The 23614-nt window shown below is 33.8% G+C and carries 18 protein-coding genes; 3 read left to right on the plus strand and 15 right to left on the minus strand.

Annotated features, from left to right (window positions below):
• Positions 1-267 precede the first annotated feature (267 nt).
• Genes DFR57_RS04345 through DFR57_RS04355 form a run of 3 tightly spaced genes read left to right on the plus strand, consistent with a single transcriptional unit; the run spans position 268 to position 4809 of the window.
• Positions 268-1521: a HAMP domain-containing protein gene (locus tag DFR57_RS04345; RefSeq protein WP_114351934.1), complete on the plus strand. Its 1254-nt coding sequence runs from the start codon at positions 268-270 to the stop codon at positions 1519-1521.
• Between the two features lie 52 nt (positions 1522-1573).
• Positions 1574-3298 carry a sensor histidine kinase gene (locus DFR57_RS04350; RefSeq protein ID WP_114351935.1) on the plus strand — a complete coding sequence of 575 codons (1725 nt, stop codon included), beginning with the start codon at positions 1574-1576 and terminating at the stop codon, positions 3296-3298.
• A 2-nt stretch (positions 3299-3300) separates the two neighbouring features.
• Complete coding sequence (locus tag DFR57_RS04355; RefSeq protein WP_114351936.1) at positions 3301-4809, plus strand: response regulator; 1509 nt, start codon at positions 3301-3303, stop codon at positions 4807-4809.
• Between the two features lie 93 nt (positions 4810-4902).
• Here the strand turns inward: DFR57_RS04355 and DFR57_RS04360 are convergent, their stop codons facing one another.
• The 15 genes from DFR57_RS04360 to DFR57_RS04430 form a co-directional block, all read right to left on the minus strand.
• Positions 4903-6246 carry a GH1 family beta-glucosidase gene (locus DFR57_RS04360; protein ID WP_114351937.1) on the minus strand — a complete coding sequence of 448 codons (1344 nt, stop codon included), beginning with the start codon at positions 6244-6246 and terminating at the stop codon, positions 4903-4905.
• A 20-nt stretch (positions 6247-6266) separates the two neighbouring features.
• Entirely contained in the window at positions 6267-7229 is a 963-nt protein-coding gene (locus tag DFR57_RS04365) for an acetylxylan esterase (RefSeq protein WP_114351938.1), read from the minus strand.
• 19 nt (positions 7230-7248) lie between these two features.
• Positions 7249-8238: an aldo/keto reductase gene (locus DFR57_RS04370; protein ID WP_114351939.1), complete on the minus strand. Its 990-nt coding sequence runs from the start codon at positions 8236-8238 to the stop codon at positions 7249-7251.
• Positions 8239-8545: 307 nt separating this feature from the next.
• The gene (locus tag DFR57_RS04375; protein WP_114351940.1) at positions 8546-9163 is read right to left on the minus strand and encodes an SGNH/GDSL hydrolase family protein; all 618 of its coding nucleotides are present in this window, start codon (positions 9161-9163) and stop codon (positions 8546-8548) included.
• A gap of 15 nt (positions 9164-9178) precedes the next feature.
• Positions 9179-10159: a glycoside hydrolase family 113 gene (locus DFR57_RS04380; RefSeq protein WP_211315343.1), complete on the minus strand. Its 981-nt coding sequence runs from the start codon at positions 10157-10159 to the stop codon at positions 9179-9181.
• Between the two features lie 18 nt (positions 10160-10177).
• Positions 10178-12622 (minus strand): beta-mannosidase, encoded by a 2445-nt coding sequence (locus DFR57_RS04385; protein ID WP_114351941.1) that lies wholly within the window; start codon positions 12620-12622, stop codon positions 10178-10180.
• 186 nt (positions 12623-12808) lie between these two features.
• Positions 12809-13738 carry a glycoside hydrolase family 113 gene (locus DFR57_RS04390; RefSeq protein WP_114351942.1) on the minus strand — a complete coding sequence of 310 codons (930 nt, stop codon included), beginning with the start codon at positions 13736-13738 and terminating at the stop codon, positions 12809-12811.
• A gap of 12 nt (positions 13739-13750) precedes the next feature.
• On the minus strand, positions 13751-14581 hold the full coding sequence (locus tag DFR57_RS04395) for a carbohydrate ABC transporter permease (RefSeq protein ID WP_114351943.1): 831 nt from the start codon (positions 14579-14581) through the stop codon (positions 13751-13753).
• A 1-nt stretch (position 14582) separates the two neighbouring features.
• Positions 14583-15455, minus strand: coding sequence for a carbohydrate ABC transporter permease (locus DFR57_RS04400; protein WP_114351944.1), 873 nt, complete (start codon positions 15453-15455; stop codon positions 14583-14585).
• Positions 15456-15616: 161 nt separating this feature from the next.
• Positions 15617-16993, minus strand: a complete 1377-nt coding sequence (locus tag DFR57_RS04405; RefSeq protein ID WP_114351945.1) for an ABC transporter substrate-binding protein — start codon at positions 16991-16993, stop codon at positions 15617-15619.
• A gap of 344 nt (positions 16994-17337) precedes the next feature.
• Positions 17338-17961, minus strand: coding sequence for a DUF624 domain-containing protein (locus DFR57_RS04410; RefSeq protein WP_114351946.1), 624 nt, complete (start codon positions 17959-17961; stop codon positions 17338-17340).
• Positions 17962-18035: 74 nt separating this feature from the next.
• Positions 18036-19043: a substrate-binding domain-containing protein gene (locus DFR57_RS04415; RefSeq protein ID WP_114351947.1), complete on the minus strand. Its 1008-nt coding sequence runs from the start codon at positions 19041-19043 to the stop codon at positions 18036-18038.
• A gap of 122 nt (positions 19044-19165) precedes the next feature.
• On the minus strand, positions 19166-20341 hold the full coding sequence (locus DFR57_RS04420) for a glycoside hydrolase family 130 protein (RefSeq protein WP_114351948.1): 1176 nt from the start codon (positions 20339-20341) through the stop codon (positions 19166-19168).
• Entirely contained in the window at positions 20338-21513 is a 1176-nt protein-coding gene (locus DFR57_RS04425) for an AGE family epimerase/isomerase (protein ID WP_114351949.1), read from the minus strand. Before DFR57_RS04425 ends, DFR57_RS04420 begins: the two co-directional genes overlap by 4 nt.
• A 251-nt stretch (positions 21514-21764) precedes the next feature.
• On the minus strand, positions 21765-23570 hold the full coding sequence (locus DFR57_RS04430) for a methyl-accepting chemotaxis protein (RefSeq protein ID WP_170132905.1): 1806 nt from the start codon (positions 23568-23570) through the stop codon (positions 21765-21767).
• Between the last annotated feature and the right edge of the window lie 44 nt (positions 23571-23614).

Genomic DNA, 23614 nt, shown 5'->3' on the forward strand with positions numbered 1-23614 from the left:
CCTCCCTTTTCTATTCCAAATTTCATTTGGTATGTTATTAATTATAGAGCGCTTTCATATTAATTAAAATGGAATCCTTTATTTTTAAAATTAAATATTTTATGGAGAATTAAAAAAGTTGATTATTTTTTGAATTTAATTGCATTATTTTAATAATTAAGCAAATACACTATTGATTTATGGAGTTATACGTTAAAATACTATTAAATTAGAAAAAATTTTAACGAGCTTTTGAAGAAATTCTATAAAAGGCAGGAGTCAATTATTATGAATGCGCTTACAAAATTTGGGGAGTTATCTATTCGATCTAAGTTTATAATTGCTTTTTGTGTGCTCTTTCTTTGGTTAGGATCTGCTCAAATTACACAGTTTGTTTTATTCATTAGTTATATTAAGCAATATAATGAAATGACCGAAACAATCACACTTACAAATTCAATACACGGTGAACTCCGAGAAGAATTAGACATAGAAATCAGAGACATTGTTTACGGAAAAGTACATTTTGATGAAGGAGTACAATATCAGTTATTAGATCAAATGAGACTTCATCTCAACGTAATATCCTCTAAAGACACCGAAAATAGATTCCTCTCAGAAATAAGTGAAGTGGAAAAGACTTTAGACTCCGCGGAAGAATACATTAATAAGCTTGGTGAACAAATTAAATTTGACGCTCCTGCTGAAGAAAAATACATTACTCAAGAATACATCAGCATCGCTTCACAACTTATAAATGAAAATGTGCAAACACTTCTTCAAAAAACTTTACAAGAAAGTGAAAAAAACGAACTAGCAATTAAGAATCAGATGAATAATGATGTTCGAATTAGCATCTTCATTTTTGTCATCGTTATATTTACTTCTTTTATATTTGTATGGATTATTTCTAATAACATCGCAAGACCAATTCGATTATTAAGAGATTATTCTAACGAAATTGCTAATGGAAATTTAACAATACAAATGAAAACTATTCAATCAGAAAATGAAGTTGGAGATCTGTATAAAACATTTAAATTAATGACTAACCACTTAAAGCAAATGATAGATTCCGTACTAGAAACAAGTAACCATATTGTTAATGCATCAAAAGATTTACATGAAAGTATGGACGATAATCGAAAAGCTGGAGAAGATATCGCCTATACGCAACAAGAGATTTATTTCTTCTTTCGTAATCAAGAAGAAATAAATAATAAAATTCTTAATTTAGAGAGAGAAATATTAGACTTAACACTACTTCAACAAGAGGAGCTACTTAAAAATTCCACTAAGAATAAAGCAAACTACAATAATATGATTGAAGTTAATAACAAACTAATAGAAATTGTTCAACAATTATTATCCTTATCTACGACTACCCAAAAGCAGTCCAAAGATAATCAAATACACATGGAAAAATTAAGCATCCTAGGTGAAGAACAATTGACAACCATAGAAGAAATTGCTGAAGCTTCAGAAAAACAATTAGCAAACGCTCAAACATTGCAAAAGTATATTAAAAAATTTCGAATTTAATACGGTCTGATAAAAATATAATATATTGAAATTTTAGGATGTTGATGCACATATGATACTTACAAAATGGTTGAATAAAAGTTTGCGTACAAAGATGCTTACTATGTTTGTTTTTTTAACAATCATTCCTTTAATAGTTGTTAGTTTAATTTCTTATCAAAAATATTCCAATATAATTCTTGAAAGAGAATATAACTTAGCTGATATTAAAACAGTGCACCTAACAAGAGAAATTGATTTACTCTTTCAAGATTTTTATCGATTCACAGAAATTTCAAGATTAGAAATTACTAAAAATTTTTTAGTCAATGACCAGCATACTACCGCTGAGTCAAATGAAATACAAGAAGTATTTGATTTTTACCGTAGTAGTTATTTAGCAGGAAATCATATTTTTGATTTACAAATCATGAATACGGAGGGAAAAACCATAAGTGATCAACGAGGTATTTACCATCGGGGAGAAGTAGCAAAAAAACTATTGAAGGAGTCTTGGCAAAATACTCCTAAGCGAAAAATAGAACTAGTAAAGAAAAATGGCTTCCCTGCTCTAGATATTATAAAACCCATTTTCAACAATGATAATTCACACATTGGTTGGATCCAGATTACGATTGATACTTCTGCTATTACAGATATCATAAACAACAATCTATTAGGTGACAATAGCGGATACACCATTTTATCTTCTAACAATACAATACTTTTTCAATCAAAAAATCTTAAAGATATTTCGCCCGATTTCAATTCCGAAAGCCTATTTGAACTTGAAAGTGGTAATTTAATAACTGAAAATAGCTTTTACAATTTTAACACATCTCAGTTAACTAACTTTAAAATAGTAGGAGTCGCTGATTTAGATGAAATAAACAAGAATACTGCAGAAATAAAAACTTTAATTCTGATTACAGTTATAAGTAGCATATCTTTTGTAATAGGTTTATATTTTTTTATTTCTAATAAACTTATACTTCCCATACGTTTATTAAGAGATAAAATGCAACAAGCATCTCAAGGAGATCTTTACGCAAAAGTTAATCCCCATGGCGAAGATGAAGTAGCTACACTTGGAGATAGTTTTAATCGCATGATAATTAAAATTAGAACACTAATGGATAGAAGTGTCGAAGAGCAAAAGAAATTAAAAGCAGCAGAATTCAGAAGTATGCAAGCACAAATTAACCCGCATTTTTTATATAATACATTAGATACGATTGTTTGGATGGCTGAATCAAAAGAACATAAGCAAGTTATTGAAATAACAAAAGCTTTATCACAATTTTGCAGAGTATCTTTAAGTAAAGGGAAGGACTGGATTTCTATTGAAGAAGAGGTTAGCCATATAGCTAGTTACCTATTTATTCAAAAGATTCGATATGAAGATATACTTGATGTGTCTCTCGAGATAAATAAAGATATTTATTCCTTTCAAATAATTAAATTACTTTTACAACCTATCATAGAAAATGCAATATATCATGGAATTAAAAATAAGCGTGGGAAGGGATTTCTTCGAATAAAAGGGAATTTTGACAGTAATAATATGATTTATTTTGAAATCATCGATAATGGTATCGGAATGACGGAAGACCGTCTAACCTATTTAAAAGAACAATTAAGGAAAGGCGAAGTATTAGATGATGCTAAAAGTGGATTTGGACTTGTTAATGTTCAACAACGCTTAAAATTATATTATGGTGAGAGCTTCGGATTAAAGGTTAACAGCTGGTATAAATCAGGAACACGAGTCAGTATTACGATACCAAGGAGGCGATAAAAATGAAAAAAGTATTTTTGGTTGATGATGAGGCTATTATAAGACGAAGCATGGCAAAAAATATAGAATGGGAAAAAGAAGGATATTTCTATTGTGGCGATGCTTCTGATGGTGAAACTGCTCTCCCACTGATTGAAAAACACAAACCAGACATTTTAATTACAGATATCAAGATGCCTTTTATGGATGGTTTAGAACTAAGCAGAAAAATTAAAAATATCATGCCAGACATACAGATAATTATTTTAAGTGGCCATGATGAATTTGAATATGCACAAAAAGCTATTGAAATTCAAGTTGCCGAATATTGCCTCAAACCAGTGAGTGCAGATGATTTACACAACATTTTACATAAGGTATCAAAGCAAATTGATGTGATCAAAGCCAAGTACAATAAAAGCATTCCGACGACTGGGAGCCTTGTCAATGAATTATGTTTAAGAATGACTCCTTCCCACCAAATCATTAGTAATGCGAAAGATTTAGGAGTTGACATTATTGCAAGTTATTACATGGTTGTTGTCGTAGAGTTAGACAATAACAATCAAAAATTATCGGATTTTCTAAAAGAGTATAGCAACTTAATTCATAGTAATCATTCGAATTTGATATGCGTAATCAAGCATGATATTGAGCATTTACTTCAAGAAAAAGCTTATGATATAAAAGAAAAATTAACGAAATTTGATTCGAAAATCTTTTTTGGAACGGGCACAATAGAGACTAGATTAGATAATATCACGCTATCTTATCACTCAGCATTAGAAGAATTAAGTTATAACAAAGTAATTCAGAGGAATATTAAAAGTATTTATAGTCAAGATGATCATACATTAAATCAAATAATACTGGGATGTGACAGAAAAAAATTAGTGCATTTTCTCAAGCTAGGAAAAAGAGATGAAGTAGGAGCATTTATACTCTCTTATACCTCTTTTCTAAATAAAAAAGATCAACTTTCTTCCTTGTTTACTTATTATTTTTTAATGGATTTCCTTATCACCGTTTATCATTTCATTGAAGAACGGGAGCAAGTTGACAAAAGTATTTGGAAAGAACTCCAACCGTTCAAAAGAAAAATTAATCACATCGGAGACTACCAGACGATAAAAAATTTTATGGCAGAAGTTTTAGAAATAATATTTGCATATAAAGATCAAAATGCTAGTAAGTATGGTCTTATTATTGAAAAAGTTAAAATTTTCATTGAAGAAAATTATAGTAATCCGTCCATTTCATTGCAAGCAATAGCAAGTGAAGTAAATATCAGCCCCTCATATTTAAGTAACTTATTTAGTCAAGAAACGGAAAATACTTTAACTGAGTATCTTACTAAAACTCGGATTCATTATGCAAAAGAATTATTATCCAATACGAACTATAAAACATATGAAATTGCCTATCAGGTGGGGTATAATGACTCTCATTATTTTTGTCATACTTTTAAGAAATTAACTGGTATGACGACAAAGGAATATAAATTAAAGAAATCAGAAAAAATTAACTTCTAAAATAGATCAAAGGTTACTTATTAAACAAAAAAACTGCACCACCATTCGTTAGATTACTAACAAATGTGGTGCAGTACATAGTATATAGAATGATTAATTTTCAAACCAGTTGTTTTCAATGGTTTGTTTAAACCAATAATAACTATCTTTCTTCGTGCGTTCTAATGTACGGTAGTTAACATGAACAATACCAAACCTTTTGCTGTAACCTTCAGCCCATTCGAAATTATCCATCAACGACCATGTTAAATAACCTTTTACATTCACACCTGACTTTATAGCTCCACTTAAAGCAGTTAGATGCTGCTGTAAATAATTAATTCTTCCATCATCTTTCACACGACCATTTTCTGGCTCATCATTATAACAAGAGCCATTTTCTGTTATATAAATCGGAACCTTTCCATAGCTTTCAGTGATGTGTGTTAATACATTATAAAAACCTTGAGGAAAAATTGGCCACCCGATATCTGTACGATCGTAATTCATCTCAACCATTTCCCAATCCAATAAACCTTCATTCTCTTTATACCTTGCCACATGACCAGTATAATAATTTATTCCTAAAAAGTCTATTGGTTGATTGATAGCTTCCATATCACCATCTTCTATAACTAATTCCACACCTTTTTTCTTAAACCAATCTACCATAAAGGAAGGGTATTCCCCTTTAAAAACTGGATCCATAAACCATTCAACGTACCAAGCTACTTCTCTTTTACAAGCATCAATATCTTCTTGTTGATTACTAAATGGTTCTAACCACGTGGTGTTTGGTGCAAAACCAATTTCACCTTTAATATTTAAATCTCTGAATTTTTTCACTGTTTCTCCATGAGCTAGGAGTAAGTGATGGGAGATTTGTGTTGCAAGCTGTAAATCTTGATTTCCAGGTGCATGAACGCCAATATAATTAGATAAAAAGGATATACACCAAGGCTCATTTAATGTAAGCCAGTAATTTATCTTTCCAGAGAATTCTTTAAACATTGTCTCTGCATAATTAACAAATGCATCAATCGTTTCTCTGTTATTCCAACCACCCTTATCCTGTAAAGCTTGCGGAAGATCCCAATGATATAACGTACACATTGGCTCAATACCATTTGCTAATAATTCATCAATTAGACGGTGATAGTAATCCAATCCTTTCTGATTCACTTCACCATTACCTTCAGGGAAGATTCTAGACCATGCCACAGAAAAACGATAAACATCGATTCCAAGCTCTTTCATAATTTGTACGTCTTCCTCGTATCGATGATAACTATTGCATGCAACATCACCATTGTCGCCATTTAAAACATTGCCTGGAGTCTTTGAGAATGTATCCCAAATCGTTTGACCTCTTCCGTCTTCTTTAGTTGCACCCTCGATTTGATAAGAAGCTGTTGCAGTTCCCCATTTCATATCTTTTGGAAATTGAATAATTGACATGTAAAACCCTCCATTAATTTTTATAATATAGTTAAAAACTTTTTAAACGCATCATCAGCATGATTAGGCAAATGTTCATGCCCAAATTCATAATAAAATGTCATGTTTTTCTTTGATTTAATTTTGTTATAAGCAGCAAATTGAGTTGAAGGTGGGCAAATGTGATCTCGCATCCCTATAACCCAATCAACACTTCCTTCTATTCGTTCAGACAAATGCTGAATATCAATATAACCTAAACGACTAAATACTGCTTCTTCCTCTTTATGCGTAGGATCAAAAACTCTAAAATAATATGCTAATTCTTCATATGCAGAATTTTGAACATCCATTTCCCAGGCTCTTTTGTAGTCTGATAAAAAAGGATACACAGCATAAACATGCTTAACTGATGGCTCTAAAGCTGCAGAAGCAACTGCTAAAGCGCCCCCTTGTGATTGTCCGTATGTACCAATTCGATTAGGATCAACCCCATCAATCCTTTTTAAAATGCGTACAGCTTGCACAGCATCTAAGAACACATGTCGATAATAAAGGTTTTGAGGATCAGTATCAGACAGCCCTCGAATAATATGCCCTCTTAAAGTACCACCAGTTGTAACAAGCGTGTCTTCAGATAGCCCACCCTGACCGCGACAATCTAGTGCCAAGACTGTTATACCAGCCTGAGCATATGCTAGTTTGTCTAACCAGTCACCACTATCCACAGAATAGCCATGAAACATGACAATCCCTTGCCCAGTAGCAATTTCCTTTATAGGTTTAACTAGTTTCGCATGAACTCTTGCTCCACCAACACCGTTAAAATAAAGGTGATAACATTTTGCATACTTCGTAGAAATATCTTCTTCCACTAATTCATAGTTGGTAGAAATAATATCCAATTCTTCTAATCCACTTTTCCAGAATGAAGAAAAATCATCTGGCTTAGGATTTTTTCCTTGGTATACTTTTAATTCTTCTAATGATAAATCCACATGCATGGCATTTCCTCCTTTTCTATTAGGCTAGTATTCTATCAATTTTCAATAATTCATCGTTTGAAAAAGTTGTGTTATTTAAAGCACCTATGTTTTCATTTAATTGCTCTATATTTCTTACTCCTATAACAACAGAAGAAACCGGTTTCCTTTTGAGCGCCCATGCTATTGCCAATTGCGCTACAGTTTGATTCCTCTCACTAGCAATTTCCTTTAATTTTAATACTTTTTTTGTTCGCTCTTCTGTTAATTGATCAGTAGAAATGGAATCAACCTGATCTGCAAGTCTAGAATCGCGAGGAATACCATCCACATATTTTGTTGTTAATAAACCTTGAAATAAGGCTTGATACACAACAGCTCCAACACCCATCTCTTCTAATAGTGGAAATAATTCCTGTTCAGGTTCACGTAAAAACATAGAATATTGGGGTTGATGAGCAATAAATGGTATGTTTTCTTGCTTAAATAATTTAATTACCTCTCTCATCACTGTTACTGGATAATTTGATACACCTGCATATACTGCTTTACCGCTTCTTACAGCCGTTCCTAGCGCACTAACCGTTTCTTCAAGCGGTGTGTCTGGATCGTATCTGTGTGAATAATAGATATCAACATAATCGAGATCAAGTCTCTTCAAACTCTGATCCAAGCTTGCAAGCATATATTTTTTAGACCCACCATCTCCATAAGGCCCAGGCCACATATCGTAACCTGCTTTAGTTGCTATAATCATTTCATCACGATATCCATTTAACGCTTTCTTTAATATCTGCCCAAATAATTTTTCTGCACTACCATTTGGTTCCCCATAATTGTTTGCTAAGTCAAAATGAGTAATGCCATTATCAAATGCTATTTCAATCAATTTTTCAGCTGTTTTGAAGGGGGTTTTTTCACCAAAATTCCGGTAAAGACCTAAGGAAACCGCTGGTAATAACAAACCACTATCTCCACACCGATTATAAATCATGCTATTATATCTTTTCTCATCTGCTATGTATGTCATAAGAAACCTCCTGTTGGATATTAGGATACCGGTTTCATTATACCATACAGTAAGGTTATCGTTAACTTAAAACAGAAAAATCCCTTCTAAAATATATAATCTCATAGGAATTATATTTTTGCAAACGTTTTATTATGTAACTTTATTAAAAAAATTCAATGTATAGTATTTTTTTTAAGATTATGCACCCTCGGCATTAGCTATTTTAAACCTTCACCAAGATTCATTCCCTTATACTTTATATGAAATGAAGACATCAATAAAAAAACTACAGAAAAGACCTTTATCTCCTCTGTAGTTACATATTTCATTTTTCTACTTCATTAATCCAAGTCTGGGCCATTAGCATGTTGCCAGCGCTATTCATATGAACACCATCTGTGGTTAATAGATAGCCACTTTTTTTCTTTAAATAATTGATAAATGCTTCATGAGTTGTAACTCGAATTGCATCAAATTCTTTTGCAAGCTTTTCTACCACAGCCACGTATGGCTTTAACGCTTGATTTCCCTTAGAGTTAATATCCTCTTCAATAACAGTTGGATCCATTAATATAATCGTTGGGTTCAATTCTTGTTTAAGTTTAAGCAAGAGATTACGATATTTTTCTTCAAATTGCTCTGGGTACACCTGTTCAATATTGGGCTGATCAAGTTGGCGCCATACATCATTTATACCAATTGAAATGGAAACCGTTGTCGGCTTTAAATCCAATACATCTTTTTGCCAGCGATCTTCAAGATTAATAATTCTGTCGCCGCCAATTCCACGATTAATAATTTCATAGTTTTTTTCCGGGTAAGTTACTCTTAAATAATCGTGAAGTATTCGAACATATCCTGTCCCAATTCCTTCTGTATCCTCAAATCTTCCCCACTCTGTAATACTGTCACCAATGAAAACAATTCGATTACCAAAGTCCATGAACATTCTCCTCAGTTAGCTTTTTACTAGATTTCGATTTTTATTATACCATTCTTTTACGATTTTCTCTGCTTCTTTACCATATATATCAAAATCGACATCATTCTTCGCTTCTTCTAGTGGATATAACTTCGTTTTCCAATCCCACCAGAAAAAACCGGCAAACCACGGTTTATCCCAAAAGACTTGGAAAACAGATTGATAGAAATTTGCTTGTTCTTGTTCATTAAATGGTAATTCCGTATGCATGAAATCCCACGGCATGGTCGCGCACCCCTCTGCACTTCTGCAGCCAATTTCCATAAACAAAATTGGTTTGTTGTATCGTCTATGAAGCTTTTCTAATTTTTGACTAACTATCTCCCATTCTTTCACCATATTTTCAACTGAATCATTTACCTTTTTTGCAACGGGATAATAGGCACTTGTTCCAATAATATCTACGGCATCAAACCATTCTACGCCATCTTCTTTCCCGTGGTTTGCATTATAGATAATCGGTCCTGAATAAGTATTGCGCACATTCTTTATAACATTTCGCCAGTCAGCAGTTCGCACTTCTGTATTTATCATTTCGCAGCCAACACAGAACATCTCACACTCAAGTTCTTCAGCGAGCTCTGCATAATGTAAGATGAAATTATTATAAGAATCGAACCATTTCTTCCATTCATCCTCTGCCTCTTCAGCAAAGCCAATACGCGCTCTCCAAATTCCATCTTTACAGTTGACTACTGGCTTGAGACAAACCTTTAATCCTAATTTCTTTGCTTGAACGACAGCGAACATTATATCTCGATCTGTCATCGTATTACCATAATCAAAATGAATATCAGTAGAATGATATGTATCTTGTAATGCGAAAAAGGAGAGAGCAATCCATTCGCTCCCTGACTCCTTTAATTTTTCTAGTGAGTCTATTGCATCTTGTGTCCGGTAGGCCCCTCGGCTTGTATTCCAGCCATAGGTCATGCCTTTAACAAATAATTCTTCCATGATAATCTTCCCCCTTTATTAATTCGTAATATGATAAACGCTGCGCACTTTAAGGTTGTTTTCTAATTTTTCTATATTCATTTCAGGTTTCAATTGATTCTTAGGTAATCTAATTACTCTTGGTTCATCTTTTGATAAATCAAAGTAGTTATCCGATAAAACTACATCAGCATCTACTAGTAACTCAACATATTTTGTATAAGCCTTTGCAGATACTTCTATCAAATAGTTATCTAAATCTTCTTGGATGCTTACCTCTAATTGTGGATCTAAGAAATGGAAATGTTTTGTTTTTGTGAACATAACCGTCGCATGACTATAAAAGATATTTTCTTTATAAAAAATTGCTTCAAAATAAAGGTTTTCTTTTGTTTTATCATTGATAATAGATGAAAAATCTAATTTCTCACAGACTTTTGCAGTGGAACCCTCCACCTTTACTTCTGTAGAGCCTTGTTCGACTATAGTGGAATCATTAGACCGCAATTTCCATTCAATCCTTCCACTTATAGCTTCTAATTTATCATTGGTTACATAAATGGAAACATCAGCTTCTCCTTCTTCTAAAGATAAAAGAATGGGATCATAGAATTTTTTCGCATAATAATGAAGTGCTTTCCATCTACCAAAGTAATCAATACTTGACCACGAAGCTACTGGCCAACAGTCATTTAATTGCCAATACAATGAGCCCATGCAGCGTCCTAGATTTCTACGCCAATGCTCTACCCCGTATTTAATGGCTTCTGCTTGCAGTAATTGAGATGTATAAAGCAAGGAATCAAAGTCCTTTGGATACAAAAAGTTTTCAGATAAGTAATAGAGGATTTTTCCATTCGCATCATCATTCTTTTGATGATTTTCCATTACCTTAGAAAAAATATTACGATCTTCAGGTAATGTAAAACTCTCAACAGTTTTTAAAGATGGGAATGACTGAAAGCCAAACTCAGAACAAAAACGGAAATAATAATTACGATAATCCGTAAACGGCTTCTGACCATGCCACACTTGCCAGTAATGAACGTCTCCCACATCCGGGTTTCTTGGCTCATCAAATCCACCCCCAGATGATGGAGAAGAGGACCAATAAAATGTATTCGGATCATACTTTTCAACAACCTCAGGTAGGATTATCTCAAAAAGCTTTATATAATCTCTGCGCCAATCAGCTTTCTTAGGCCAACCCCAATACTCCATCGCTTCTTCTACTTCATTATTCCCGCACCAAATACCGAGACAAGCATGGTGTCTAATTCGTTTGATTTGATCAATTGCTTCTTGGACAGCATTTTCTTTGAATTCATCTGTTAAGCGATAAACACTACAAGCATACATAAAATCCTGCCAAACAATAATGCCGTATTGATCACACAATTCAAAGAAATAATCCTCTGGGTAATGACCGCCACCCCATACACGGATCATATTAAAATTAGCTTCAACACAGTCTTTAATTAACTGCTCCGTTTTTTCCCTAGAAGTTCTAGGTAATAAGTTATCTTCAGGTATATAATTAGCACCCTTCATAAAGATGGGATGCCCATTAATTACAAAAGCAAATGATTTTCCCCATTGATCTTCTTCATGCCTCACATCAATAGTACGTATTCCAATCGGATACTGTTTACTATCTAGTTTTCTTTCATTTGAAATGATTTCTATTTCAACCTGATAAAGGGATTGATCCCCGTAACCAGAGGGCCACCACAAACTCGGATTTTCTATTGGTATAGTGAAATTCAACGAATCTATTTTATGAGTTTGTAATTTCCCATCAGGTGAAGTTAGCTTAAGCAAAAGCTCATCATTTTCAGTTAAATCTTTTTCAAGTTCTATATTCAATTCAAGCTGAACTTCTCCTTCGTTATGGTGTTGAAGGATCTGAACATCTTCTATTCGATTTTCGTTCCAAGCCAGTAATTCTACATCACGCCAAATTCCGAGGTCCGGAATCTTTGGTCCCCAATCCCAACCAAACATACTGTGCGCCTTTCGTAAATGTTGATAGCCATCCACCGCATGGTCTACGCCAATCAGACGATCATTTGCTTGTTTTCGTTGTATATATTGAAGAGGAGAAAATAAGTGAACTTCTATTGTACACATTCCAGCTTCAAGGAATGACTTTACAGGAACCTCATAGATGCGGTGCATATTATTGCTCTCTAGAATCAACTGTCCGTTCAAAAAAACTTTTGCAATCGTATCAATTCCATGAAACTTCAATGAAAGTTGATCATGCTCTAAAAGCTTTGAATCTACCTCAAATTCCTTTTTAAAAATAAAATCATTTGAAGCAACATCCAAGGCTAACCGCTCATTATCCCGATAAAAAGGATCTTCTATTTCCCCTTCGTTTAAAAGCGTATTCATAACGGAAGCGGGTAAAGAAGTCTCATACCATGTGTTATCATTCTGTTCTTTTAATTTCCATGTGTGATTTAAAGATATTTTTTTCATAGGACACCTCGTCTATTTAGTTATTCCAACTTACTTAATTAAATTTATTTTATCACAACATTAAGTTACTATACAGTTTATCGATTAAGTAATTATTAATCCTTTTAAAATTCGTGCTATCTGCACAAATCGACCCTAAAATATAAACCGTATCGCCTTATCGGCAATACGGCTATGTAGTCTTTCTTATTTAGATTGGTAAAATTCACGAATGACCTTCTCTGCTTTTTTTCCAAAAACCGCATAATCACTATCTTTATCAGCTTCTATTTCCGGATATAATATCGCCTTCCAATCCCACAAACCAAAACCTTTTACCCAGTCTCTTTTTGCCGTTTTATCAAACATATCAAGATAGAACTGTTTTTGCTCTTGTTCATCTATCTGACCATTTAAAGACCAATCATTCGGTACATTAGAAGATCCTTCTCTGCTAGGACATCCGGCTTCTGCAAAGAAAAATGGTTTATTAAATGGTTTAATAATCTTTTCAATACGATCTAACTGATTATCCCAATCCCCTAAAGGATAATATCCACTTGAAGAAATCACATCGACTTCATCCCACCAAGCTACATTTCCCTCTTGATATTTATCCGTGTTATACGTAATTAAGCCATCATAAACATTTCTTACATCTCGTATTAATTGACGCCATTCTTGCTCGCGACGTTCTGTTTGAACCATTTCACACCCTACAATTAACATTTCAGCATTTTTCTCCTGCGCAATTTTAGCATAATGTAATTGATAATCGGTATAGCTTTGGAACCATTCATGCCATTTAGGTTCGCAAGGCACATCAATGTCAAAAAAGTTAATATGCGCTCTCCAAATCCCATCACTAGGATTAACTGTTGGTTTAATCATTATCTTAAGCTCTAAAGAACGCGCGTAATCTATCATTTCTATTAATTCTTCATCTGTAACCATATGTGGCCCTTTATATATAACTTCTGTTGAAAAAGCAGTAGCTTGATTAGCAGCTAAAGCAAAAATAACATAATCACTTGCTGTTCTTTCCTTCATTAAACGCAAGGATTCCTTCGCTTCAGGCCTTTTAAAATCACCTTTTTTAGCTCCCCAACCAAAAGTAAAACCTTTGATGTAATCCATACATATTCTCCTTTATTTAACTGAACCTGAAGTTAAGCCGTTGTATATATATCGTTGCAAGGAGATAAAAGCAATAAACGTTGGTATTATCGCCAGCATGATTCCCGCACTAATAACTTCCCATTCTGAACCATATGGGCCTTTAAATTTAAATAACGCTGTTGAAATAACATGCAAATCGGTTTTCGGCATATACAAGAACGGTGTGTAAAAGTCGTTGTATACGTTTATTCCCTTAACGATTATTACAGTTACTATTGCTGGAGCTAACAATGGTAAGATAATTTTTCTATAAATAGTGAAATAGGACGCACCATCTAACATCGCCGATTCATCAAGCGATACAGAGATAGAATTCATAAATTGCAAGAAAATATAGATTGCAATAATATCTGTACCTAAATACAAAACAATAGCCGCCCACATGGTATTAAATAACCCTAAAGCATTTACAATTTGAAAGGTAGCAACTTGAGTAGTAACACCTGGTATTAAGGTTGCTAACAAGAAACCGCCTAAAATTAATTTACTACCTCTAAATTTAAATCGATTTAAAACAAACGCTACCATCGATCCAATAAGAGTCGTTCCAATTATAGAAATGATTAATATAATCATTGTATTTTTAAAACCAGTAAGCATATTTCCTTCAACAAATGCACGCTTGAAATTTTCAATATTTGTCCAATCACTTGGAGGTGTTAGAGGACCTGTTGCTGTATATTCCGTGCCTGTTTTAAAGGCAGCAAACAAAACAACTAGGATTGGTATGATTGCCACCGCTGCACCTAATATTAATGAAACGTATTTAATAATCGTCCCTGAAAGGTATCTCTTTTTCATATTAATCCTCCTCCCCAAAGAATCTTCTTTGAAGTACTGTCACAATGATAACAATAAATAGTAAGATTACAGCCATCGCGGAAGCCAGCCCAATTTTTCCGTATTTAAATGCTGTGTCAACAGTTTGGATAACAAATGTGGCACTTCCGTTTGAACCACCAGTCATGATATACGGGATTTCAAATGCGCTTAGTGCACCACTTATTGCCAAGATTAGGTTTAAAGAGATAATAATGCGAATACTTGGCATTATTATATAAAGGAATTGTTGAAAACGGTTTGCTCCATCAATTTCTGCCGCTTCATATATTTCACCAGAAATAGATGAAATAGCTCCTAAAAAGATAATGAAGTTAAAACCCATGTATCTCCAGACAGAAGTTCCTGCTAAAGAGATATTAATAACATCTGGATTCCCTAACCAATATAGCGTGAAATCGCCTAGGCCAAGGAATTGCATCACTGTATCTAAACCACCATCAGGACGGAAAAATAATAAGAACATAAAACCAATCGCAACCCCATTAAGTAAATAAGGGAAAAAGATAGCACCTTTGAAGAAATTTTTATAGCGCACTTTAAAACTTAAAATTGTTGCAAAGTAAAGTGCCAATGCCATCTGAACGAAGGTACCAAAGAAATAGTACAAACTTACCGTGAAAACCCTAAAGTACTCTGGATCTGTAAATACCGTTTTATAATTCTCAAGCCCCAGAAATTCTTTCTCACTAAATCCGTTCCAATCAGTAAAACTGTACCAAAACATATTTGCAACTGGTAAAAATGAAAAAGTTGCAAGTAGTGTTAATGGGACAATTAAAAAGGATACAATAATAACAATTCGTTGTGATTTATAAGACAGCTTTGAAAACATAATTTATTGTCGCACCTCCTAGTAAAAACTAAAGGAAATTGAAAGCTTATCTTTCAGTCTTTCATTTAATTTTCACTTTTCTCTTTAAAAATCTTTTCTGTTTATAAAATATAAGTAGCACTACCCACCACTATTAGGTGAATAGTGCTCTTAGTTAAAACTTACTCATTCACTACTTTTTCATAAGCCTCAGACCAATCGGCATTCCAATCACTCATCACATCGTCAAATGACTGGTCACGGTTACCAATAGCAGCTTCGATTAGGATCTTTTTGTTTGGCTCTAACCAAAGTCCAACTTCTGATTCTTTATCGATTTCATCAAGTAAACCCTTTTTATCTTCAGGAGCAGGTGTTAGCATAGAGAATTGCCATCCTTCTTCTTCACCTGCAGCAAGTGCTTCAGGTAATGGAAGATCTTTAGATGCACTAATACCTCCAGCCTGTTCTACAGAGTATCCTGATTCGTGAATGAACCAATCAACCCAAGCAAAAGCAGCTTCTTTTTGCTCACTATTTTTATTAATAGAAATATTTAAGTCAGCACCAAGAGAGAAGATTGTTTCTTCTGCATCAGATGGGAAAGGCATAATTGCGATATCGTCAGCATTGTCACCAGCGCCTTGAATTTGCTCAAGCGCCCAAGAACCTAATACCATCGTTGCAATTTCACCATTGTTCATACGTGACTTCGATGCTTCCCAGTCTGTTGTTAAAGGATCATTTTCAATTAATCCTTGTTCAGCAACATCATACATAAGTTTGTAATGATCGTAATGTGGATCTCCCTCATCAAAAGGTGTAGGGTCATCTAACATATCAACATTGTAATAGTCTACGCTACCAGCAGTTGTCGTTACAGCACCTTCCCATTGTGTTAACGGCCAACCAGCTGCATAGTTTGTATATAGAGGCGTAGCATCTGTATTTTCTTTAACTTTTGTTAAAGCATCGATGAATTCAGCTTGTGTACCTGGAATTCCTTCCACACCTGCTTCTTCAAATACTGCTTTATTATAAATAATACCAGTATAGGTTACAGCGATTGGAATACCATACACTGTTCCATCTACCGCACGTTCTTCTACACCTAAGTAATTTTCTTCCATTTCATCTAATTGTCCCATCGGCTCAAAGAAATTCGGAATATCTTCGATTGGAACTTGTACAGGTAAATACTGCACATCACCATAGTCTTCTGTATTCATACGAGGCATGATTTCTCCACCGTAATCAGTAAGTGCTTCGAAATTGACTTCTACATTTGGATATTTTTCATTAAATTGAGATTTGTAATCCTGATATACGCTATCCACGATATCAGTTCTGTGTGTAATTACAGTAATATCTCCTTCAATGTCTTCTGGTGCTTTTTCTTTCCAAGCTTCATATAATGGTGCATCATCGCTTCCAGCTTCTTCTCCATTATCTCCACCGTTGTCACCGCTTGTATTTTCTTCATTATCGGAAGAACAACCAGCAATAACGCCTAACATTAATAAAACACTTGCCAAAAACAATAATAATTTCTTATTCATGTTTTTTGACCCCTTCCTTATTCTTTTTCGTTAAGTTAACGTTAAGTTAATAACAACTTAATAATAACTTGAAACCGGTTTCTAGTCAAGTCTATTTCATAAAAAATATTAAGTATTTATTTAATATCCTCTAACTAATAACTTTAATTTTTTATCACTTAATAAAGTCCTATGAATTTATCGTTTTAGTTAATCATATTTTAAAATTATCAATTATATTCTACCTGCATTTTCCTTTCATTTTCTTTCAACAACAAAAGCTAAACTAGCGAATAAACCACAAAAAAACCATGGCAGCCAGTCTATGTGGCTAGTGCCATGGTTTTTTGTTTAAAAGGAGAGATTCATTCGGAAGTAAGTTTTCTTTTTTCTTTGTTTAGAAGTATTGGTGTTTTAAATCTATTAAAGATAATTACCATCAGGAATCCATAAAGGCAAGGCCCTAATGCAATAAATGCGACGAGGTTCCATGCAAATAATAGATATATCACGATGACACTTAGCAAGATATAGAATGTTTGAACAGGATGTTTAATAGTAGACACAAACGCTAAAGCTACTCCAGATCGTATCTGCTCCACATAAAAAATTAGGTAATGAAACAAATAACTCAAAATTATTGCTAATAATACACCAAAATAAAACAAGACAATAATCATCGCAACACTATAAGCACTTTCAAATCTATTCACAAAAAAGAGAAGCACATATAGAATAATTCCGATAACTACTACGATAAAAGATAGCATACGATATTTTTTATAACTGTCATACGATTCACTATAATACTCGTTGAGCTCTTTATCTTCATGTTTATCAAGCACATGTTTACTAACTTCTATTAAAGATAATGTTGCGGGAATAAAGCTATATAATACTGCACCACGTAATAAGTATCCCCAAAAATAAAAACTGATTCGAATTAAAGTATAAATAAATAAAAATACACGATAAATGGATCCACCCATTCTATCCCTCCATCATCTATTGGCCTCTAAATACATTAGGAAAACCAAGGTTCAAAATAACCTTGGCTTTAACCTTATTTTATATTTTTTACCGATTCTCTGAAAATAATTTTTCCTTTTACAGCTACTCTGCCAAACGTAGCATTCGGATCATCCATTTTTTCACAGATGAATTTTACTGCATTTTTCGCCATTTCTTCGATATCTACTTCAACCGTAGTCAGATTGGGAGATGTTAGTGTCGCATAAATATCGTTATCAAATCCTACAACAGAGCAATCCTCAGGCACCTTAAAACCACTCTTTTGGAGTTTTTCCATTAATAGATGTGCTACCTGATCACAGTTACAAACAAATGCAGTAGGCATTTGTTTCGGGAATTCCATGTCCACATATGTCCCCCGATCGTCCCGGTCTTTAATTACATAATCATCTTTTAAGGTAATTTTGTGTTCTAATAATGATTTATAATAGCCTAAAAACCGATCCTGGATACTACTTGTTGAAAATAAATTCCCAACATAAGCAATGTCCTTATGCCCTTGTTGAATAAGGTAATTGGTTAGCTCATACGCGCCGTAAAAATTATCTGTAATGACAGCATCGACATCTCCATTTTCATCATAAAAATCAAGGAAAACAAGTGGCATATCGATGGTCTGCATCAAATCACTATAAGCTCTACTTGGCTGACCTAGCATAATAAATCCATCTACTCTTCGTTCGTGATAGATTCTTGGTAACCTAAGCTGATCTTCATCTTCATTTGGAAGTATATGAATAATGCCATAATATCCTCTTTCCTCAAGAATCTGTGTTATATTTTGATATACTTTCAAATAGAAGGACTGCGTCATGCCAGTAAATCTTTCCGGAATAACGACACATATATTATAGGACCTACCATCCTTCATTGATTTAGCCATAGTATTATAACGATAGCCCATTTTCTCAGCAAGTGACTTAATTTTTTCTTTTAACTCATCACTTACACCATCTTTATCATTCAGCGCTTTTGAAACTGTCACACTGCTCACATTTAGTTTTTCAGCGATATCTTTCATCGTGACGTTCGTCTTCAATTTGTCCACCTCAATAATATACTACTTTATACCTTGCTCATATAATAACATTTTTTAACTTAAAATGCTTGAATAATTTACTTTTTACTAAGGCAATCAAGGAGCAGAATGACAGAAAAATGTTACTGATTTAACAATTGTTCATTTTGTTCGATTAATGTCTTTCGTTGTTTCGCACAATCCAGGGAACGATACGGATCTTCTGGGGTATTAAATGTATAATCTACTAATTTATCGATTGTTGTTGTTGCTACATGGATTCTAGTATCACTGGATGCATAATAAATATATACTTCATTTTGTTCGTTCACTACTGCTCCGTTACAAAATATTACGTTCGATACGTCCCCAACACGCTCATCATCATAAGGGGCAATAAAATGACCCCCTGGTAAAGCAATTAATTCAGTAGGATCTTCTAAGCTTGTTGCAAAAGTATACAAGACATATCTTAAACCTGCAGCCGTATTACGTACGCCATGCGCGATATGGATCCATCCTTTTTCCGTTTTAATTGGTGCAGGACCTTGACCATTTTTCACTTCATAAATCGTGTGATATTTTTTACCGTGAATCACTTCTTCATTTTCAATCACAGGATTAGTAACATCTTTAGTCAAACCAAATGCAATGCCACCACCTGAACCTGTTGAAATAAAACCATCCTGAGGGCGTGTATAAAAGGCATATTGACCATCTACAAATTCTGGGTGGAGTACTACATTTCGTTGTTGAGGTGACGGCGTTTCAATGTTAGGAAGACGCTCCCAGCTTTTCATATCCTTTGTACGAACTAAACCTGCTTGAGCTACTGCACTTGAAGTATCAAATTCATTTGCCTCTGGGTCTTTTTTTTCCGAACAATATATACCATAAATATAACCATCTTCGTGCTTTACTAGACGCATATCATAGATATTTGTTTCTTCTTTATCAATATCTTCCCACACAAGCGGTGTATCGATGAAGTTAAATTGATCTATACCATTATCACTAACAGCTAATGCAAAAGTTGATTTACGGTCTAATCCTTCCAAACGAACAACCAAATAATATTTGCCCTCTAAATAGATCGCACCAGGGTTAAACGTTGCATTTACTCCTAGTCTCTCCATAAAATATGGATTCGTTTCTTTGTTTAGATCAAAACGCCAATGCAGTGGCACATGATGACGTGTTAATGCTGGATATTTAAATCGTTTATATACCCCGTTATAAAAATCGTCTTTTTCCTCATTTTTTAGATTTAAAAATTTCTCTTGCTCTTTGAGTAACTCATAATATTTTTCGTGTATCATTTATTATCCACCCTTTCTATAAATTCTAAACAAAATCTACCATTATGATAGGAAGTTTTCCACGGTTCTCCAATTGATCTTTTAGTTGGACGTCCATCAGGTTCTACAGACCAGAACCACTCACCCATTTCTCTTTTATCCACTATATTTTCTTTTGTATATTCCCATAAATTCTTAATAAGCACTTCAAATCGAGGATCCTTTGTATGCATATATGCGTTTAAATATCCCACCATTGCTTCAGCCTGCACCCACCAGATTCTTGTTTTGTCTAACTCTGTCCCTACTTCTTCATTTATCAGGGAACCATCTTTTTGCATGGCATAACCAGCTATGTTATACGCAATATCAATAACCATTTTGTCATATGCAGCATTTTTAATTCCGAGCACTTTGATCGCTTCATCCAACAACCAACTAGCTTCTATATCGTGGCCAAATGACTTCATATCCACTAAGACGTTCCAATTTTTATCAAAAAAGACTCCTAAAAATTTTGTGTCTTTATTATATATTTTTTCATAGTGTACTTCGATTAGTGTAATTAAACTTTTCTTCAAATACTCTGTTGGATTTGCTTTGTAGAGATTTGTATATGCTTCTAACACATGAATATGTGTATTCATCGTTATATCTGCTACTAAGCCATTTTCACTTAACATCTCATTAGGGGTAGGTGCCCATTTTCTATCGAATTCTTCCATATACGCTTGATTTGTTTTATCGTATCCTTTTTCCTCGATTAAATAGAATATTTCTAATGCTAAATCGAGCGCTTCTTGGTCCTTCGTTATTCGGTAATATTCACTTAAAGCATATACAGCAAACGACTGGGCATACACATGTTTTCTTGTGTCCTTTGGCTTACCCTCATAGTCTACTAACCAATAAATCCCTTTATATTCTTTATCATAGAGTTTATCTCTTAAGAATTTATAAAGATGTGTCGCATGCGTTTTATATAGTGGATTCTTTGTCACTCTATAAGCGCTTGAAAATGTCCATAGGAATCTCGCAGTAGCTATACCACCTTTATCAGCTTCTTTGTTAACAGTTAAATCATAATCTACTTCCCCAAAAAAACCACCGTTCGTTTCATCTATTAATCGCATCCAAAACGGAAGAATTTCTTCTTCTAAATGCGTTTGAATCTCTTCTTTTAATGCTTTCATATGACCGCCCTTTCTGTTTGTTTATCGATAACTTAATAAATTAATAATAATTAACTTATTTACCTTTGTCAATTACTTCTGATTCTTTTTATTTAATAATCAGCAAAGCTCTTAATTTAATTTGAAAATTCCATTCAATAACATCGAAGAGCGTGGGGGACTAACTCTAATAAAATATAACCCAATTGATTAACAATAGTATTTCCCACATCAAAAAACACCTGATACAAGCATGCATCAGATGTTTTTCTCTATTGCTTTACTTTAAACGTGGCAAATGTTACTTCTAATTTATCTGCCATGGCGGATAATTCCTCAGAAGAAGCTAATAATTCTTCCATCGCTGCATTTTGCTCCTCTGTTCCCGCCGCAACTTGCTCAATACTTTCAGAAGATATTTCAGATATTCGTTGAATCTCTTTTGTAGAATCCTGCACAGATGCCATTTGGTTGTTTGTTTCTTTAACTGTTCTACTTACCGTTTCATGATTTTTGTTAAGTGACCGAATGGATGCAAGCATATTTTCAAAGACAGTTCCAACCTGTTCTACTCTACTCGAACCCTCTTGGACTGATTTTGTGCTTTCTGACATTACCTGAACCGCTTTTTCTGTGTCTTTTATCGATGAAGTAATAAGCGTTTGAATTTTATCAGTTGCATCTGCCGTTTGTTCTGCTAGTTTTCTAACTTCATCCGCTACTACCGCAAAACCTTTACCATGTTCACCAGCTCTTGCTGCTTCAATGGTTGCATTTAATGCTAGTAAATTTGTTTGGGAAGAAATCGAATGAATCATATCAACAATGCCACTGATTTGATTAGAATGTGTACTTAAATCTCTTATAATCTTCGCAATTCGGTCCACCTGTTTATGCACAACGTCCATTTGTGAAATAGCACCACTCACATGAACGGTTCCATTTTCCACCTGTTCTGTTGTCGTTTTACTTAGCGTAATGGCATTATCAATCGTCGCTGTTACACCTTCCCATGAATGTTGCATTTCATCTATAATTTCAGTAGATGCTTTCACTGTCTTAACCTGTTCCTCAGAACCATTCGCAACTTCCATCATTGAGGTTGTGATTTGATTGTTAACATCTGTAGTTTCTTGAGCATTTCCCTTTAACATATCTGCCATTTTTGAGACAGTTACCGTTGTATCAAGAAGTCGAGTTATAGAATCTTGTAATCTATTAGCCATATCATTCATTGCATTTTGAATAACCGCTATTTCATCGTTCCCATTTTCAAAAGCCCTCTCAGTAGTGAGGTCCCCTTCTGCTAATCGAATGGAGAAACTTTCTAATCTCTTAAACCTTTTACTCATTCTTCGGTTTACAATTACTAAAATGATGATAGAACCTATCGTTACAACTAACACAATCAAAACAACAACAATCATTGTTATCATTGACTTTTCTTCCATGTCAGCTTGTAATGCATTTCTCTTTTCCACCATACTGTCTTTTAACAGCATCAAAGAATCAATCGTATAATTCCTTAATGTAGTTGTTTTATTATGTAGATCCGTCTGAACAAATATATCTACTCGTTCATTATTTTCCCGATAAACTGCAGTTGTAGGAATAATGTCTTCGAAAAACAATATATCCATTTGCTGATTATAATCCATTATATTATCATACATTTTTTGATCTTCTTCTGTTTCTATTTCTTTTTCAACACGTTCAACTGATGCACGAAATTTTTCATCTTCCGCAGTATAATCAGCCTCTGTAGTTGTGGGATGCTGTTCTGTTAAAATATCAGCTATAATAATATATTTCTGCTTGAAAATAGAAGCCATTTCATTGATTTCTATCGATGCATCGCTTTTTCTTTCTACAATTTTAGATTCAGATAATACACTATTCATCGAAAATATGGTTATTGCAGAAGATAAAACAAACAAAAACAGAACGCTTACAAAAAGTAATCCATATTTTTGACCAATGGTTCTGTTATTCAAGATATTCCTTTTCCTTTTATCATTTGGCTTCCAATTTACGTTTTTAAGTTTCGGGAGCGAAAATCCTTTGTATATTTTTTTCATATTACCCTCCATTTCAGAAGCAATAAGTATTAGATAGACTCCAG

Source organism: Saliterribacillus persicus, assembly GCF_003337485.1.
GTDB classification, from domain to species: domain Bacteria; phylum Bacillota; class Bacilli; order Bacillales; family Amphibacillaceae; genus Saliterribacillus; species Saliterribacillus persicus.